This is a genomic window from Endothiovibrio diazotrophicus, from assembly GCF_054657215.1.
Genome location: NZ_BAAHXB010000121.1, coordinates 1 through 16,578, shown reverse-complemented (window position 1 = coordinate 16,578; position 16,578 = coordinate 1). Strand labels below are relative to the sequence as shown.

General features: G+C 63.6%; 26 protein-coding genes. 24 read left to right on the top strand and 2 right to left on the bottom strand.

Translation table 11 applies throughout. The annotated features are described in order from the left end of the window. Window positions 1–248: hypothetical protein (locus ACYQ2W_RS21715; RefSeq protein ID WP_459872116.1), on the bottom strand; the 248-nt coding region annotated here is incomplete at its 3' end. Next, on the bottom strand, window positions 235–528 hold the full coding sequence (locus ACYQ2W_RS21710) for a hypothetical protein (protein ID WP_459872113.1): 294 nt from the start codon (window positions 526–528) through the stop codon (window positions 235–237). The genes ACYQ2W_RS21715 and ACYQ2W_RS21710, both read right to left, overlap by 14 nt. A 187-nt stretch (window positions 529–715) precedes the next feature. Here ACYQ2W_RS21710 and ACYQ2W_RS21705 point away from each other — a divergent pair, with 187 nt between their 5' ends. The 24 genes from ACYQ2W_RS21705 to ACYQ2W_RS21590 form a co-directional block, all read left to right on the top strand. Beyond that, complete coding sequence (locus ACYQ2W_RS21705; protein ID WP_459872111.1) at window positions 716–1,189, top strand: DUF4282 domain-containing protein; 474 nt, start codon at window positions 716–718, stop codon at window positions 1,187–1,189. Window positions 1,190–1,275: 86 nt separating this feature from the next. Next, window positions 1,276–1,899: a D-Ala-D-Ala carboxypeptidase family metallohydrolase gene (locus tag ACYQ2W_RS21700; protein ID WP_459872109.1), complete on the top strand. Its 624-nt coding sequence runs from the start codon at window positions 1,276–1,278 to the stop codon at window positions 1,897–1,899. A 2-nt stretch (window positions 1,900–1,901) separates the two neighbouring features. Further along, window positions 1,902–2,240: a hypothetical protein gene (locus tag ACYQ2W_RS21695; protein WP_459872106.1), complete on the top strand. Its 339-nt coding sequence runs from the start codon at window positions 1,902–1,904 to the stop codon at window positions 2,238–2,240. Beyond that, window positions 2,240–2,572, top strand: coding sequence for a hypothetical protein (locus ACYQ2W_RS21690; RefSeq protein WP_459872103.1), 333 nt, complete (start codon window positions 2,240–2,242; stop codon window positions 2,570–2,572). Before ACYQ2W_RS21695 ends, ACYQ2W_RS21690 begins: the two co-directional genes overlap by 1 nt. 7 nt (window positions 2,573–2,579) lie before the next feature. After that, window positions 2,580–4,373: a phage terminase large subunit gene (gene terL, locus ACYQ2W_RS21685; RefSeq protein ID WP_459872101.1), complete on the top strand. Its 1,794-nt coding sequence runs from the start codon at window positions 2,580–2,582 to the stop codon at window positions 4,371–4,373. Between the two features lie 2 nt (window positions 4,374–4,375). Continuing rightward, window positions 4,376–5,728, top strand: a complete 1,353-nt coding sequence (locus tag ACYQ2W_RS21680; RefSeq protein WP_459872099.1) for a phage portal protein — start codon at window positions 4,376–4,378, stop codon at window positions 5,726–5,728. A gap of 6 nt (window positions 5,729–5,734) precedes the next feature. Next, entirely contained in the window at window positions 5,735–7,417 is a 1,683-nt protein-coding gene (locus ACYQ2W_RS21675; RefSeq protein ID WP_459872096.1) for a hypothetical protein, read from the top strand. Continuing rightward, window positions 7,372–7,722, top strand: coding sequence for a hypothetical protein (locus ACYQ2W_RS21670; protein ID WP_459872093.1), 351 nt, complete (start codon window positions 7,372–7,374; stop codon window positions 7,720–7,722). The genes ACYQ2W_RS21675 and ACYQ2W_RS21670 overlap by 46 nt, the downstream gene beginning before the upstream one ends. An 86-nt stretch (window positions 7,723–7,808) precedes the next feature. Next, the gene (locus tag ACYQ2W_RS21665; protein WP_459872090.1) at window positions 7,809–8,318 is read left to right on the top strand and encodes a DUF1643 domain-containing protein; all 510 of its coding nucleotides are present in this window, start codon (window positions 7,809–7,811) and stop codon (window positions 8,316–8,318) included. Further along, entirely contained in the window at window positions 8,318–8,473 is a 156-nt protein-coding gene (locus tag ACYQ2W_RS21660; protein ID WP_459872088.1) for a hypothetical protein, read from the top strand. The genes ACYQ2W_RS21665 and ACYQ2W_RS21660 overlap by 1 nt, the downstream gene beginning before the upstream one ends. Before the next feature lie 97 nt (window positions 8,474–8,570). Beyond that, the gene (locus ACYQ2W_RS21655) at window positions 8,571–9,209 is read left to right on the top strand and encodes a hypothetical protein (RefSeq protein ID WP_459872086.1); all 639 of its coding nucleotides are present in this window, start codon (window positions 8,571–8,573) and stop codon (window positions 9,207–9,209) included. 13 nt (window positions 9,210–9,222) lie between these two features. Continuing rightward, window positions 9,223–10,332, top strand: coding sequence for an SU10 major capsid protein (locus ACYQ2W_RS21650; RefSeq protein WP_459872083.1), 1,110 nt, complete (start codon window positions 9,223–9,225; stop codon window positions 10,330–10,332). After that, a complete protein-coding gene (locus ACYQ2W_RS21645) occupies window positions 10,332–10,712 on the top strand; it encodes a hypothetical protein (protein ID WP_459872080.1) in 381 nt (126 codons plus the stop codon). Before ACYQ2W_RS21650 ends, ACYQ2W_RS21645 begins: the two co-directional genes overlap by 1 nt. Window positions 10,713–10,717: 5 nt before the next feature. Further along, window positions 10,718–11,170 carry a hypothetical protein gene (locus ACYQ2W_RS21640; protein ID WP_459872077.1) on the top strand — a complete coding sequence of 151 codons (453 nt, stop codon included), beginning with the start codon at window positions 10,718–10,720 and terminating at the stop codon, window positions 11,168–11,170. After that, window positions 11,167–11,313, top strand: a complete 147-nt coding sequence (locus ACYQ2W_RS21635) for a hypothetical protein (RefSeq protein ID WP_459872074.1) — start codon at window positions 11,167–11,169, stop codon at window positions 11,311–11,313. Before ACYQ2W_RS21640 ends, ACYQ2W_RS21635 begins: the two co-directional genes overlap by 4 nt. Next, window positions 11,310–11,663, top strand: coding sequence for a hypothetical protein (locus tag ACYQ2W_RS21630; RefSeq protein WP_459872072.1), 354 nt, complete (start codon window positions 11,310–11,312; stop codon window positions 11,661–11,663). Before ACYQ2W_RS21635 ends, ACYQ2W_RS21630 begins: the two co-directional genes overlap by 4 nt. Next, a complete protein-coding gene (locus ACYQ2W_RS21625; protein WP_459872070.1) occupies window positions 11,663–12,112 on the top strand; it encodes a hypothetical protein in 450 nt (149 codons plus the stop codon). The genes ACYQ2W_RS21630 and ACYQ2W_RS21625 overlap by 1 nt, the downstream gene beginning before the upstream one ends. After that, complete coding sequence (locus tag ACYQ2W_RS21620; protein WP_459872067.1) at window positions 12,105–12,305, top strand: hypothetical protein; 201 nt, start codon at window positions 12,105–12,107, stop codon at window positions 12,303–12,305. The genes ACYQ2W_RS21625 and ACYQ2W_RS21620 overlap by 8 nt, the downstream gene beginning before the upstream one ends. Beyond that, window positions 12,305–13,054 (top strand): phage tail tube protein, encoded by a 750-nt coding sequence (locus ACYQ2W_RS21615; protein WP_459872065.1) that lies wholly within the window; start codon window positions 12,305–12,307, stop codon window positions 13,052–13,054. The genes ACYQ2W_RS21620 and ACYQ2W_RS21615 overlap by 1 nt, the downstream gene beginning before the upstream one ends. Window positions 13,055–13,058: 4 nt before the next feature. Further along, a complete protein-coding gene (locus tag ACYQ2W_RS21610; RefSeq protein WP_459872063.1) occupies window positions 13,059–13,376 on the top strand; it encodes a hypothetical protein in 318 nt (105 codons plus the stop codon). A gap of 16 nt (window positions 13,377–13,392) precedes the next feature. Next, a complete protein-coding gene (locus ACYQ2W_RS21605; RefSeq protein ID WP_459872060.1) occupies window positions 13,393–13,608 on the top strand; it encodes a hypothetical protein in 216 nt (71 codons plus the stop codon). Between the two features lie 43 nt (window positions 13,609–13,651). Continuing rightward, window positions 13,652–14,605, top strand: a complete 954-nt coding sequence (locus tag ACYQ2W_RS21600; RefSeq protein ID WP_459872057.1) for a hypothetical protein — start codon at window positions 13,652–13,654, stop codon at window positions 14,603–14,605. Between the two features lie 103 nt (window positions 14,606–14,708). Beyond that, window positions 14,709–15,659: a phage tail protein gene (locus tag ACYQ2W_RS21595; RefSeq protein WP_459872054.1), complete on the top strand. Its 951-nt coding sequence runs from the start codon at window positions 14,709–14,711 to the stop codon at window positions 15,657–15,659. Window positions 15,660–15,662: 3 nt separating this feature from the next. Continuing rightward, window positions 15,663–16,578, top strand: a 916-nt coding sequence (locus ACYQ2W_RS21590) for a coiled-coil domain-containing protein (RefSeq protein WP_459872052.1), incomplete at its 3' end; no start/stop codon positions are given.

The following is a 16,578-nucleotide window of genomic DNA, read 5'->3' as shown; positions in this document are numbered from 1 at the left end:
GTGGTCTTCGATCGGGTGACCACGATGACGGTGAGCCGATAGTAGGGCCGGACGACGCCCTCCCACCGCGTGCAGCCGAGCGGGAAGAGGTCCAACAGGTCGATCACCCACGGCGGGATGGTCGAGCGCGGAACCGCGGTGTCGAACGCGACGAAGGCTTTGAGGTCGGGGGCTTCCGTGCCGCCGATCTCTATGGGGACCGAGACGACAGCATCCAGGGGATCCAGGCAGGAGTTAAGAGTCGTCAACGTCAAGTTCGTTCTGCGACCAGTGTTCTTCTTCATCGGTAATGGGTTGGACGATGTAGTTATCAATTCCGGCGACGCGGGCTGCGGCGATCGCGGCGCTTTCGCTCTTGTAGTCGTCCTGTACTTTGCCGGCGGCAACCAAGGCCCAGCGGCCTCGTTTGCCTTCGGCAAGCAAGCGCGGAATCTCCCTCAGCCATAGGTCGTAGAGGGCGTAGTGCGCTTGGTCTTTCCGGTTTTTTTGCCGCTCCTCATGGAGCGGAGTGACTGGCATCTTGGCCATGCACGGCCACCTGTCGGTTAGGGTTTTGTAGGAATAAGCCTACACCACGATTTGCGAGACAGCTACCATGCCGTGGGGTAGGAAATGTACACGGATTGTCGAAGTTTCGTAACCGTTTTTGCCGAATTCCAAATCGATTTGGAATTCGAAAATTCTTAGTAACACCGTCAGCAATGGGGAAGCCGACATGGAAAAGACCTGTCCGAAATGCGGATACACCAGAAAGCCCACCGACGAGGCGCCGGATTGGCAGTGCCCTCAGTGTGGTGTGGCCTACGAGAAGGCGGCGCTGTCGCAGGGCGAGGAGATACGGGCCCGGCTCAAGGCGCGGGAGCAGGCGGAGGCCGCCGCGGCGGTGCGTGAGCAGCAGAGGGAGAAGGAGAAGAGCAAGCCGCCGAAGAAGGGGTATTGGGAGTCGGTGCTCGAATTCCGGGTGATGGCCTCCCCCGGTTTGTTGCGGGTGGTATTTGTCCTGGGGTTGGTGGCGATCGTTATCGGCGCCATCGGCGAGATGATGAAAGACCCTGGCCGCGGGTTTGCCGGGCTGTTCATCGGTCCCATCGTCTGGAGGGTCATGATCGAGCTGTTGATCCTGCCGTTCCGCATTCACGAGGCGCTGGAAGAGATTCGGGGTAGTCTGGCATCGGAGCCGGCCGAATAACCTCATTAAATTTGCCAAACTCTGCCAAATCGCCGAATCCCATCGGCCCGCCTGAGTAGCATCGGGCGCTCAAAGGAGCGCCTTGCATGCACAGACTTTCCAAGAATTTCACCCTGGCTGAGTTGCTGCACTCGGATACCGCGGAGCGGTTTCCGGTGCTGGCGGCTGCTCAAGAGAATCCGCCCGCGGATGTGGTGTTTCGGCTCCAGTATCTGGCGTCCAATGCGTTGCAGCCTTGTCGCGATGCGCTGGCGTGGCCGCTGACGGTGACCTCCGGGTGGCGTTCGCCCGCGCTGAATGAGCGGATCGGGGGCTCTCGGATGTCGCAGCACCTCGTTGGCGAGGCCGCTGACCTGAATGTGGCGCCGGGCTTCCTGGAATACGCCGATCTGCGGTTGGTAGGCCCCCGCCTGGAGCCGGTGGTTACGGTGCGTGAGACCGTGCGTAGCCGGCTGGGGCGTCGGCTGTCGGCCGGCGTGAACGCGAATTTCTACCTCTTCGCCTGGGTCTGCCTGAATCTGGATCGACTCGACGTGGATCAGGTGATCCATGAGTACGGCTCCCCCGGCCGCCCGGCGTGGGTGCATCTGGCCACCTCTCCCGGCACGGGACCGAAGTATGGCACCTCGCGCATCACGGTGGTGGGACGGCATACCGGGGGCGAGTACCGGGATCTCTCCGTCGATGACGCCCTGGCGCTGGGGTTGTAAGGGTGGAACAGCTCGCCCTTGAGGTTGCCAAGCAATACGGCCCCATGTGGGTAGCTTTTGGCGCGTTCCTGTGGGGGCTGTACAAGATCGCCGGGCGGCTCGCCGACGGTTTGGTCGGTGCCGCGAATCGGCTGGTGGATCAGATGATCCGCCAAAACGACGCCCTGGAACGGCAGGCCACTGCCGTAGAGGGAATCTCTACCCGCCTGGATCTGCTCACCAGTATCGAAGAGGCGCTGGCGGAGCAGCGGGTGACGCTGGCGGCGATCAGCCATAACCAGAGCGAAGTCAAAAAGGACGTGGAACGTCTGGTGGATCGGGATCGGGATAGGGATAAGTGATGGACGAAATACTGACCCAATATCGACGCGAGCGGGAGGTGATCCTGGAGGTGCTGGCTGCGCAGGATGGCGGCTCAGCCGACCGGAAGGCGCTGTGGTTCGGGTTGTCGACTCTCGGCTTGCCGATGGACCAAAAGACCTTCCTGGATCATGTGCAGTACCTCGCCGACAAGAAGTACCTGACCGTTACCGGAAAAAAGGCGATGCGGGTGACCGTGTTCGTCGTCAAGATCACCCCCGCCGGCCGCGACGTGCTGCACGGTGCCATCTGCGACCCTGGCGTGGGACAGGGCTGTCCCGCCATCCCCGCCGCCTGCCACCACGGGGGGTAATCCCCCCATGGCGCGCAAGTCCTACAACGCCAAACAGCGGGAGACCGTCTTTCACGTTTGGCGTCTCTCCGGCCAATCGGCCACCGATACCCTGAAGACGCTGAAAGAGGAGTACCGCTGGCCGCTCGGGCGGCAGACGCTGTACAACTGGATCGAGCGCTATGGCTGGGAGAAGCGGGCGGCGGAGCTGGATGTCGAAGAGGCGAAGGTGGCCGCCTCGCAGGCGCAGGGGATGGATGGGTTGTTGGCGGATTTGATCCGCCAAAAGACCCGCTATGAGCGCTATTTCGCTGAGCTGGAAGGCGTCGATCCGGATGCCACCACCGCCTATGCGAACCTCTGCAAGAACATCGATCAGATGCAGCAGCGGGGGGAGCGTCAACGCGACGAGGAAGAGACGGATGGCGACGACGCGGACGCACCACCGCCCCCGCCCATCGAAGACTTCGAAGCGGAGTTCGAGGCGTGGTGCAAGGAGCGCACCCCGCGCTGGAACTGGGACTGGGCGCATCTTCGGAAGATCCGTAGCGCCCTGGGGCGCTTCTATCGCCGCGAGGCCCCCAACCTGATCATCACCGTGCCTCCCCGGCACGGGAAGAGCGAGCAGACCACCAAACGCGCCCCCGCGTTCCTCCTGGAGCGGCATCCCGATCGCCGCGTCATCGTCGGCTGCTACAACCAGCAGCTCGCCAACAAATTCAGCCGGGCCGCCCGCAAGCTGACTCAAGTTCGGCTGTCGAAGGATCTGAACACGGCTCAGGAGTGGGAAACCGAGGCCGATGGCGGGTTTCGCGCTGTCGGCGTTGGCGCGGGCGTCACCGGCCACGGCGCCGACTGGATCTATATCGACGATCCGGTGAAGAGCCGCGAGGAGGCGAATTCGGCGACCTATCGGGAGAAGGTCTGGGAATGGTTCAAAGACGACCTGTACACGCGACTCGAACCGGGTGGCGGCTTCGTCTTGATCATGACCCGCTGGCATCACGATGACTTGGCCGGCCGCATCCTCGCCGACGAGGAGCTATCCCAAGACACCGAGGTGCTGCATCTGCCGGCGATCGCTGACGAGCCGAACGATCCCCTGGGCCGGGAGATCGGTGAAGCGCTCTGCCCTGAGCGATACGACGTGCCGAAGCTGAAGAAGCTGGAGGCGCTGCTCGGCGACTCCTTCCTTGCGTTGTACCAGGGGCGTCCCACCAAGTCTTCGGGTGATGTGATCCATTCCGATTGGTGGCGCCGCTATCCGGCGGTTCAATCCAGCTATCGGCGGGTGATTCAAAGCTGGGATACCGCGCAGAAAGATAAGGAACGGAACGACTACAACGTCTGCACCACCTGGGGTGAGACACACGGCGGAGAGCTGCATCTGCTGCACGTCTACCGGGAACGACTTCAGTATCCAGCCTTGAAGCGCATCGCCATCGCCATGGCGATGCGCTGGAGGCCCGACGTGGTGCTGATCGAAGACAAGGGACACGGCACCGCGCTGCTGCAGGAATTCAAGGGCGACACCGAGACGCGCAAGAAGGTTCGCCACCTCAAGATCAGCTTCATCGCCGTGATGCCGGAGTCCGACAAGGTGGGACGGATGGAGGTGGAGGCGGATCAGATCAAGGCGGGCCGGGTGTTCCTCCCCGAGGCGGCGCCTTGGCTGCCGGAATTCGAACAGGAGTGCAGCCACTTCCCAGCCGTGGCACACGATGACCAGGTGGATTCCATGTCGCAGGCGCTCTTCTATCTCGGGAGTCATTGGCGACAGAAGCGGGCGGACTACACCGCGTTCACGATCAAGGGGCTGTAGGCATGAAGTTCGACGAAAAGGTATTGATCGCCGCCTACCGCGGAGACGGCGGATTCGAAGACGGCTCCTATTTGGTCTCTCACCCGCGAGAGAGCGAGACGAAGTACGCGAAGCGCAAGGCGCTGGCGGTCTACCCCAACTACACCAAGAAGGTGGTCAACGCCTATCTCGGGTTCATTTTCGCCGCCCGCGCCAATCGCACCGGGGGCGGCAAGGGTTGGGAGGCGTTCGAGAAGGACGCCGACGGGTTGGGTACGGGCGTCGGTGCGGTGCTGCGGCGCCATTTCCGTTTGTCGATGGTGCTGGGGACGATGTACCTGATCGTGGATCGGCCAAGGGGAAAGGCGGTGACCTCCGCCGATGAACAGGCGCTGCCCCCCTACATCGTCGCTCGCCGCAAGAGCCAGGTTCACAAGATCGATACGGATGATCGGGGGCGCTACACCAAGGTTGCGTTCACCGAGTTGAAGGGCAAGCAGGTCCGGTATCGATGGTTCGACACGAACCGGTGGTGGGTCACCGACGATCGCGAGGGCGAGAGCGTCATCACCGAAGATGGTGAACGGTTGGAGGGAGAGCACAAGCTGGGAGTGGTGCCGGTGGTGCCGCTCCATTGCGAGGAGCCGCTGGAGCAAACCGATACGAGTGCGGACTCCTTCGCGAAGGAGATCGCGAAGCTGAACTACGAGCTGTTCAACGCGCTGTCGGAGCTGCGCGAGCTGTTCCGCTCGCAGACCTTTTCCATCTTCACCCTGCCGTTCCGGGACACCACCGAGGCAAAGGATACCGAGCTGAAACTCAGCACCGAGAATGCCGTCGCCTACAACCCGGAGGGTGGCGGCAAGCCCGGTTTCGTGGCGCCCCCGGACGGCCCGGTGGAGCGCTACATGGATTACCTGGATTGGCTGATCGACCGCATCTACCAGTTGGCGGGGTTGGAGTTCTCCGGCGGCTCTGCTCGGCAGGCCAGCAGCGGGGCCTCGGGGGTGGCGCTCTCGTTCCAGTTCCAGGAGACCAACCGCAGCATCGCCGGCATGGCGCAGCAGATCGAGACGGCGGAGCGGGCGGTCGCCGATATCGTCGGGCGGTGGCACGGCGAACAGGATCGGCCGGTGATCGCCTACCCCCGGGACTTCAACGTGATCGATCTATTGCAGCAGCTTCAGATCGTGATGGATGCGTTGACCATGCAGATCTCCGACACGTTCGGACGGACGCTGAAGAAGCGGTTGGCGCGGTCGGTGCTGGGAAGCACCACGGATCAGGCGACGCTGGATCAGATCGACAAGGAGATCGATGCCGGAACCGATCCCTACGGCGATCGCATCGCGAAGGCGGCCGGGGCGAAGGCGTAGCGGGCAGTGGCGGCGGCTCCGGATACCGACTGGGACGCCCTGCAAAAGGCGCTGTGGCGGGAGGTGCTGGTCAATGATGGGCGGCTGGAGGCGGAGACCTCCGCGTTCATCGCGGAGTTCACCACTGGGCTCCGTGCGGACGGGTGGACCGTCTCACCGGAAAACGAGGCTCGTCTCGCCGCCTACGTGGATTCGGTGACGGGTTCGCTGGATGGCGCGATCGGCGCCGCGGTGAAGCCCGTAGCGCTGGCGACGCAGCAGAGTGGGACGCTCGCCTCGGAGTTCGTCCGCAAACAGATCGAGGCGGCCTTTCGCCGCCGCTGGGACGATGACCTGCAACTGTCCGACCGGGTCTGGAGCTGGGGCGAGAAGACGCGCAACGGCGTGCTGGAGACGGTGGCGCAGGGGGCGCGGGTGCAGCGGGAGGTGGGCTCGCTCGTGATGGACATGCAGCGCACGGTCGAGGCGCTGGCCGGCCAGCGATTCGCGGCGGTCGCCCATCCGCCCGGCATGGAGTCGCTGGAGGGTACGTTGTCGCTGATCGCCCGGACAGTCGCCCCCCTGCATCATGACCCGGAGTCGATGGCCAAGTGGAAGAAGGCACTGGCGGAGGCGCGGGGCTGGGCCAACAATCTGCGGGAGAACGGGACGGCTCAGGCGGCCAAGCGGTTCGTCCGCGAGTTGGACGATGCAGTGTTGAAGGGTAGCGAGGCCGCCGCGGACAATGCGCTGCGCTGGTTTATCTACGACAAACAGCTCTACAACATGAAGCGCATTGCCCGCACCGAGATGGCCACCGCCCACCACAATGCGCTGATCGAGGGCACCGAGCAGCAGGATTGGGTGATCGGCTATCATTGGCGGCTCTCCGCCTCTCACCCCGATCCGGATATCTGCGACTACTACGCGGACGTGGAGTTCGGGCTCGGCAAAGGGGTGTGGCCGAAAGACCAGGTGCCACGGGCGAAGGCTCACCCCCATTGCATGTGCGCCCTGGTGCCGCGGGTGACGCCGCGACAGGTGGAAGGGTCCACCTCGTATGGCGACTTCCTGGAGCGGCTACCCGAATCCCAGCGGGCCGCGATGATGCCGAGGTGGGCGCAGGATATGACCCACCTCGGGCTGTCGCCCTCCGATCTGGTGGCCAGCGGGTCGGATCAGATGATGACCCGCGAGGCGATGCGCTCGCTGCTCGGCGAGGAGCGGGCCGATGCGTTGCAGGCGCTGGGGCGGTCGATGCGGGAACCCGCGTGGCCGAATATCACGCTGCGGTTGCATGGGGCGGAGACCCAGCGCACCTTGGCGGCCCTGGGCGAGCACACCGACGATCCCGAGGTGAAGCGGTTGCTCGATTCGCTGCAGCTGGATCCGGCGGCGCGGCGGGTGCCGGTGGACAGCCGGCAGTGGCATTACCTGAAGCGGCGCTATCAGGATGGTGTGGATCTGAAGGGCGTGGATTCGCTGGATCGATACTATGATCAGGTGCTGGGCCAGAAGGATTCGCAGGTCTATGTTAGAGGTGAGGGCAAAGGGCGCCGCTATCTGGTGCATTCGCCTTCCAGCGATTGGATTGCAATCACCGACGCCCGAGGTCGGCGGATTACCACCCATCCCCGGCGCGGGGAAATTGATGGAGAACCACAGTGGACGATTCAGGATCTGATCGCCTCTACCCCTACTACATCCTGACCACCGACGCCCTGCCGATCGGGGCGGGCGTGCGGGAGGAGCGGGAGCGGTTGGCGGGCTTGGATCTCACCGAGGCGGAGCGCGCTCGTCTGGCGGAGCTGGATTCCGCGCTGCTCGAGGAGGTGGCCGATCGCGAGGGTGAGGTGGATGCGTCGGTGCTCGCCGATGACGTGACCCGAGACCTGAACCGCTGGTGGTGGCACCTCGGGGCGTTGCGCTCCGGGCGGTATCCCGTTGCGCTGTTGCCGCCCCACCTGGAGCGGGCGTATCGGCTCACCCGAGGTGAGGCACGCCGATCGGCCTAGACGGGCCGGAGAGGGGCCTTCAGGCGTTGCGCAATCTTGGGGAAGGAAAGGGTAGCTCCTCCCCAAAGCAGAGGCTGAAATAGACAATGAGCACTCTGGGGCTTTTTGAAGATAGGGGAGCTGATTTTTCGGATTGCGGGTGTTACCGATATCGGCTGTGGAGAACGTGGGATGCGGCGCCTCCTGCGGTATTCGTGATGTTGAATCCGAGCACCGCAGATGCGCTGACGGATGATCCAACAATACGGCGTTGCCGCCGATACGCTCTTGAATGGGGGTACGGTGGATTGGTGGTCGTGAACTTGTTTGCGTGGATGGCCACTGATCCAACCGAAATGCTATCAGCCGCTGATCCAGTCGGGCCATGCAACGACGATCACATCATTTCTTCCGTGAAGGATTCTGGCGTGGTGCTTTGTGCGTGGGGAAATCACGGAAGCCACATGGATCGAGCAGCAAAGGTGCATGCTCTGATCAAGAGCGCTGGCGTTGATCCGATGGTCCTACGCTTAACGAAATTGCATCAGCCCGCTCACCCTTTGTATTTGCCGTCAAATTTAGTTCCTGCACAGTGGATAAATGGCTTGGCCGCATAATGCAGAGGATCAAGTCGGGCCGGCCGGTATTCGCCGGCTCCGATGTCGATCGGGCGGGCCTGATGCGATCGGGCAAGCCGCCGGCACTCACCGGGTTGGTCGCCGAACACCGCGGGGCGAAGCGGAGGCTGGTACTGAGCTACCACGCCGATTAAATCAATTTGTCAAACTCTGCCAATCCGCCATCGGCGGATTTTTTTTTGTCTTACGGTTCGGGCTCACTCGCTTTCTCACTACAGCGGAGCCTGACCAATGGCGGATGATTCCAACGCCGATCCGAACAAGGGCGGCGAAGACCCGAGTAAGGCCGATCCCAACAAGGGCGGCGATGATCCCAGCAAGGACGATCCCAACAAGGGCGGCAGTTCCAACAACACTCCCGACGAAGCCGCCATTCGCGCCCAAGTGGCCCGCGAGTTCGCCGACCGCTTGAAGGGCATCACCGGTGCCGATTCGCTGGATGCGCTCGAAGCCCAGACGAAGACCGCCGCCGATGAACAGCTCAAGAAACAGGGCGAGTTCGAGAAGCTGGCCAATGCGAAGGCGGCTGAGGCGCTGGAGCTGAAAGCCAAGTGGCACGCCACCCTCACCTCCAACGCCCTCCTCTCCGCTGCCTCTGCGGCCGATGCCGTGAACGCCACCGTGGTGTCCGAGCTGCTCGCCCCCAAGGCGCAGGTCGATGACGCCGGCAACGTGACGATCGACGGGAAGTCGCCGGCAGGTGCCGTCGAGGCGCTGCTCAAGGAGCACCCCTACCTGAAGAAGGCGGCCGGCGGCGGTGGTAGCGGTGCGGGGGCGGGGGGCGGCGGAGCCGCTCAGGCCGATTATCAGGAAGCGAAGAAGGCCGGCAACCTCACGGGGATGCTGAAGGCCAAGCGCGAAAAGCAGTAAGGCGGGCTGAATCATGGATCTGAGTTACGAGTACCAGAATGCGAGGCGCGATCTCTCCGACGAGATCGCGGTGGTGGCGGCGAACGAACCCGCACTGATCTCGGTGGTGGAATTCGGTGGGATGGAGGCAACCGCCACCAAGCACGAGTGGGCCGAAGACCAGATGGGGGCGGAGCTGGTGGTGCTCACCGCGGCGGCGGTGATTGACGCCACCACCTTCGAGGTGGAGAGCGCGGCCAACCTGTTGCCGGGCATCGTGCTCACCAACGAAGGCGACGAGGCGATCCGGATCAGCGGCGTGGATACCGAGACGAATCGGATCACCGTGCTGCGTGGTTACGGCACCACCACCCCCAAGGCGATTCCCGCCGGGCGCAAGCTGCGGGTGGTGAGCCGGCCGCGGCCGGAGGGCACCGATCCCGGTGACGATCCCACCAACCAGCCGGGTACGCAGTGGAACCAGACCGAGATCTTCGACACCACGGCGAAGGTGAGCCGTACCGCTCAGGCGGTGGCGAAGTACGGGATCGCGGATGCGCTCGATTATCAGGTGGAGCATCAGATGAAGGTGCTCGCACGGCGGATGAACAATTCCACCATCTACGGTATCCGGGTGCTGCGCACGAAGACCGACGATGGTTCGATGGGCGGCCTGCTCTATTTCCTCGGTCAGCCGAATGCCATCCGCATCCCGGCGGGTGGCGCCGAAGTGAGTCTCGGACTCCTGAACGACACCACCGAGGCGATCGTCGCCCGCGGCGGGCGGCCCTCGGTGATCCTCTGCGGAACCAAGCAGGCGCGGAAGATCAGCGCACAGAACAAAGAGAAGATCCAGGTTCTGCGCGAAGATCGCGCTACGGGCAACGTGGTCTATGAGGTGGTGAGCGATCTGCCCATGGGCATCACTACCCGCGTGGTGGTGGAGCCCAACTTCCCCGATTCCAAAATCGCGCTGTTGGACCCCGCGAAGATTCGCATCGCGCCACTGAAGGACGGGGCGCTGGCCGATAAGGATGCGACTCCCGCCGGAGCCGACTACTTCGCCCGCCGAATCCTCGGTGAGTACACCATGGAGTTCAAGAACGCCTTGGAGAGTGCCGCGCTGATCGAGGAGTTGGCGTGATGGAGCTGGTCTACCGCATCACCAAGGGCGGCCAGCTCCAGTTGGTGGGGATGGAGGATGGGTTCTCCATCTACCACTTCACCGAGGGCAGTTTCCTTTATACCCCCTACGGCCTGATCGAGGCGCTCCACGGCGGGCTCTTCCGAGCTGCCGGTGAGCTGGTGGAGTGGCTGGATCAGCAGATCAAGAGCGGCAAGGTTTCTTCGGTGGAGCCTTGCGAGGCACAGGATTCTTCCAGCAGCGACAACGGAGAGACGGATGCCGGGGCCATGGATGGCACCTCCTCGCCCGCGGGCGAGGAGGCCGGTGGTGAATCCGATGATTCGGCCGCGGGCGAGCCGCCGGCCGCGCCGCGCAGCCGCAAGGGCTCAGGCAAGTAATCCCGATGTTCGATTTCCGCTTCGATGGCGCTGAAGGCGTCGCCCAGCTCCCCGGCATCCTGGCCTCTCTGGCGGAGCCGATCGCGGGGGTGGCGGCGGAGGAGTACACCGAGGCGGTGCTCGACTGGATCGGTGCGGGGAAGGTCTCCACCAAGTCGAGTGGTCTCGAACAGGGTATCGGCTGGATCGCTGCGGCGGGCGGTGCGGTGGAGGTGTTCTCCGCCTCGTCGCGGTCGCGGTGGATCGAGGAGGGGACCAGGCCTCACGTCATCAAGCCGCGGCCCGGCCGCCAGGCGCTGAAGATCCCGACGCCGGGCGGCTACATCCTCCGCCGGCAGGTCAACCACCCTGGCACGAAGGCGCAGCCTTTCTTCTTCGCCGATCTGGCGAATCGCCAGGAGCGGATGAAAGCAGGGATTTTGCGGTTCGTGGCCGCACAGACGGGGGCGGAGCAATGAAGCGGGCGCTGATCGGTTGGGCGAAAGATGCGGTGCACAACTGCCTGGTGCATCCGCTGATGCCCTGGCTGCCGCGGCGGTGGGGCGACGCGCTCCATCGGGCCAATGCCGAGTGGGCATACGGGTCGGAGGGTGAACAGTGAGCTGGGCGACGGTCGATGACTGCAACGACGGGATGGTGACGGTGATCCAGGAGGATCTCGACTTCGCCCTCTCGTGGTTGCAGATTCTGCTGGCGTCCAAGGATATCGATCCCTCGGAAGTCCCCGCCGGCAACCAGACGCTCAAGTCGCTCCAGGTGGTCAAGGCATTGGAGGCCGCCTGTCTCCGTGATGCCAGCGGGCAAGATTCGCCCGTGCTTAAGAAGGCGCCCCAATACCGCCAGCAGGCGGATGACATGGCGGCCCTGGTGTCGCGTAAGTCGCTGGGGCTGGATCAGGCGGCGAGTAGTAGTTCTTCCTCCTTCGCCTCCATCGCAATCGGGAGAGGCTGATGCTGATCAATGGGCTGATGGCGATGCGGCGGGTGGTGAAGGAATACGAGCCGCTGCAGGCGCGCCTAGTGGAGCTATACGGGCGGCCGGCGAAATACTGGATCGGGATCAAGAAGCCGCAGAAGAGTAGCGACTACCCGTCCTTCGTTTTCGCAATCCTGGAGGAGAAGCGTGTCCCCTCGGAACGCAAGCGGGTGCAGCGCATCGGCATCGCCTGGTTCCTGCAGCAACCTGGTGTGGATGACGATGGAGAGGTCCACCAGGGGATGCTTGATCTGTCGGAGATCGGCGAACTGGTGGTCGCTGCTATCCGGGCCGATCTCTCCCTCGGCGGCATCGCACAGGTGGACGCTGATCTCGAGACGCTGACCGATGTGTCGATCAGCCATCCCAATTACCACGGCGAGACCGTGATCAAACTGAAAATCAAAGAGGTCCCCCATGGCTGAGAGCACGCCTAGAACCTTCTCTGTGACCATCTCCGAAGAGGGGGATGGCCACATCCACAAGGGCATCCCCCGGAAGACGGGGGCGACCATTGAAGTGAGTGATACGGACAAGGTGTGGCTGGGCAATATGGGGCTGATCGAGCAGAAGGGCGCCACTGCTGCCAACAAGGCCAACGCTGAGGAGAAAAGCTGATGGCCACTTATTACAGCTACGAAGAGCGTACGTATATCGGCAACGGCCTGATCTGGCTCGCGGAGTTCAATAGTGAGGCTCCCATGATCCATATCGGCGACTGCACGAAGCTGACGCTGGGGATCAAAACCAACTCCATCAAGACGCCTCAGAATATGACGGGGGGTGGCGGCAACCTGAACAACACCACCCGCATCTCCGAAGCAACCGTCTCGATCACTGCGAAGGAAGTGCAGTCGCAGACGCTGGCGCTGGCGTTGTGGGGGCACGCGATGAAGGGTGTCGGCGGAACGGTGACCGGTGATCCGGTGACGTTGTTGCGCGGTGGCCTCAATCGTGTCGGCAGAACCGGCATGTCCAACGTGCAAATCACCGATAACCAGGGCGTCCTGGTGGACGCCGCTAGTTACGAAGTGCGATCCGGGGGTATCTATCTGCCACCGAGCGCGGACCCGAGTACCGACACTCCGATCGTTGCGACCATGGCGTACAAGTATCCTCCGATGGATACGATCGAGGCGCTTACCAATACGGGTAAGGAGTATCACCTCCTGTTCGAGGGGCTGAATGAGGCCAAGTCCGGAAAGCCCTTCGTGGTGGACGTGTGGCGTACTTCGTTCGCACCCACTACCGGCTTGGATTTGATCACCGACAAGGCCACCGAGCTACCGCTGGTGGGTGAAGCGTTGGTCGATTTCTCTAAGCCGCCTGGCGAGAGTCGGTACTTCCGCGCCGAGCAGGTGATGTAACCCCGTGAAGGAGCTGGGACAGGACGGCACCAACCCGCGCACGCACCGTGAGACGGTGCCGGCGGGTGCCACCTCCCAGCTAATCATCGTCAGCGACTGCGTGCCGCCGATCTCGTTGATGGTGGTGCCCTCCCCGGGGGCTCGGGCGGTGGTGGAGACGACGCGCTCCACCGAGTACTGGATCAACAGCGGTGATGCCTTCTGGACGCCGTGGGGCGGCGGCGAGGCAACCAGCCAGACGCCCGCCGATCTCCTCTCCCGCGAGTACGCCTTGCGGGTGATCGCTATCGATGGGCCGGTGACGTTCGAGGTGCTGGTCTGATGATGGTGCTGGTCTGATGGCGATGTGGCGGATCGGTGGGGATGCGGCTGGCTCCGGGCTGGAATCCGTTTTCACCGACGAGGAGATTGCGGCGCTGACGGCGCCACCCCCGGAGATCAAAAGCGACGCGGAGCTGGTGGCCGGCCTGAACGCGCAGGCCGAAGACTTGACCAACCGACTGAACGTGATCGCGACCGCCGTCGGCCGGGCCGCCGGCCGGTGGAACACCTGACCAACAACCCGCGCATCCGCGCATCACACAGAGGACCAAGCCCATGGCTGACCCCAACGCCGCTCCCGTCGATACCGCCGAGGAGCTCAACACCCCCATCACCGTGACCGTCGATGCCGGCACTCCGGTAAGTGCGCCCACCGTCGGCGCCGTCGATGACCTCGGCGGCGCCGTGGTCTCCGCTCCGGCGGCTCCCACCTTCACGCCTCGCACCCCCAGCGACACCCTGAGCGAGGCCAATCTCAACATCAACGTGCAGACCCTGGGCGCGTCGGTGACCGCCCGCCTGCAGGAGCTGTCGAATCAGATCGGGGGCGCCGGCCTGGCGAAGGCCGCCGATGTGAAGGCCCGCCTGGATGCCTTGATCGGTAACATGAACACCGCTCTGGGTGTTCTCGCCGGCAACGTCAATGCCCGCTTCTCGACCACTGCATCCAATATCAACACCTTGGCCGGCGTCATCGCACTCGTCGATGAGAAGGTGATGGCGATCGACGAGGTGTTCGGCCTGAACGCGGGCGATATCGCTGCCCAGCTCACCTCCATCCAGCAGTTCTTCGATTCCCTGAGCGAGTCCGACATGGATCTCGTCGGCGCCCTGGATGCCGCGATCGACGAATTGAACAGCCGGCCCGTGCATCGGGGTGTCGAGGTGATGGTGACCGCTTCCAACGGCATCTACTCCTTCGCGCTGCTCGATCACGGCTTCCCCGAGCAGACCGTCGATGATTACGTGGTGACCGCGCAGGTCATCGGCAATCCGCAGGCCATGGCCTACGTCACCGCCAAAACCTCCGTCGGCTGTGCCATCGAGATCAAGAGCAACGGCGTGCATGTGACCCCGCAGCCCGTCGATTGCGCAACGACTCCCGTCAAGGTGGCCATCGGCGTCACCCACGCCCCCGTCCACGTCCTCACCTTCGGGGTCGACGTGATCAATAGCGGGTCGGTGGTGGGTGATCCGGTGGGCACCCATGTGGAGAACGTCGGGGCCTAATCGGCTCCGTTCATCTGTAGTTGGTATCTCCAAAGATTGAAACGCATGTTTCAAGGGCGGCGGTGATTCCGCCGCCCTTTTTTTATTTCGGGGATTTGAAGATATGAATTTCAAGATTGGAAACATGACGTCAGAGGTCGATCCACGAGAGTCGGCGGATTACCTGCTGTGCGACGGTCGGCTGGTGGCGCAGGCGGACTACCCGGAGCTATTCGCGGCACTCGGACATGAGTGGGCAGGCGAAGAGGTCTTCGATCAGACGACGCTGTTTCGCCTGCCGGATCTCGCCTCCAACATGGATGGCGGGGATCCGGAGTACTACCACGTCCGTTGGCGGGTGAGCCCCTTCGCCTATGTGATTACCGGATCTCAAGAGATCGGCGGCATGTCATTCGGGGAGGCCGTGGGCAAGGGATGGCTGCACTGGTGGAGGGATGGCCAGAAAGCGTTCATTGACCGAATGAACAAGAGTGTGGCGACGCTATGGAGCATCCTGGTCTCGCACCGCCACCCGCTGGAGCCCCACTCCCACCCGGAGCTGGCGGCCAAGGATCACAACCACCCCGATTTGGCTCCGGAGTCGCACACCCACGATGACCGCTATGCGCAGAAAAGCCACACGCACGCAGCGCATGAAGTAGGCGCTGCGACCGCAGATCACGATCACGATGGTCGATACGCCACGATAGATCACGCCCACGCCGGCATGCCGGTGGGTGGCGCCTATCCGATGGAGGTGGGGTATACCGAAAACATCAATGCCATGTCCGACCCAACGGTGAAGCATGCGTTATACCTCCAGGCCGGGGGCGTAGTGTTCGTCAGCGCGATAGTCGATGTCAGCGCTGCCGCCGCCGGGCGTGTCAGGATTGGACTATCTCTGCCGGAGGGCGCACCTGCATCAAGCGCAAATTTCATTCGTGGGGTGGCGACCACCGACGGAAACATCGGGTGGGGTATGGGGATCAACAACAACGAATGGCTCTTCGCATTCGATGCTGCCAACAGAGACCATCACCTCTGGTTCGTGCAGTTCTCCTACCCGCTGGCATAGACCATGAGTAACCCGGATCTCCGCCTTTCCCTCCTGCTGCAGACCGCGGTCAGCGGCCTGGAGCAAGTCCGCGGCTTGGTCTCCGAGATCGAGGATCTCGGTGGTACGGCCGGGGAGACGGGGGCTGAGGCGGCGCGCCTCGGTGAGGCGCTCGATGCCTTGGCGGGACAGCAGGGGGCGGTGGCGACGGCTCGCGAGCTGGAGCGCAGTGCGCAGGCGCTGCACGAATCCTACGACGATGCGGCGGCCACGCTGCGGTTCTATGAGGAGGAGTTGGAGCGGACCGGCAACGCGGACGAAGCGCTGCAGAAAAAGTGGCACGAACAATCCCAGCTCGTGTCTCGACTCTCCACCGAGTATCACACCGCTCGGGACGCGCTGGCGGCCGCGCGTCAGGAGGTCGCCGCCGTCGGCGTCGAGACCGAGGACCTTGCCGCGGCGGAACAGCAGATCGCGGCGGCGGCCCGCGATACGCAGACGGCGCTCGAGGGCAAGATCGACGCGCTGCGGGAGATCAAGACGATCTCCGCAGGGGCTGCGGAGGAGGCCGCCGCCGCGGAACGGGCGGCGGCCGAAGAGGCGGATCGGGCCGCCCGCGCCACGCAGGCTCAGGCGGATGCGTGGCATCGTCTGGGGGTGGCCACCAAGGCGGAGTTGGCGCAGCTGGCGGAAGGTGCTCGCTCGGACTTCAGCGCGATCGAGGCGTCCGGAGAGGCGAGCTACGAGCAACTGGAGCATGCGGCACGTACCGCGCTCGAGAAGATCGCAGCGGCCCACGGCGGAATCGTACCGGAGGCGGATCGGGCTCGCCACGCGATCTTCGAGCAGCTCGAGACGCAACGGGAGGCGGCGGAGGCGGCGGAGCGTGGGGCACGGGCGGCGCAGGAACAGGCGGCTGCGTGGCACCGCCTGGGGGTGG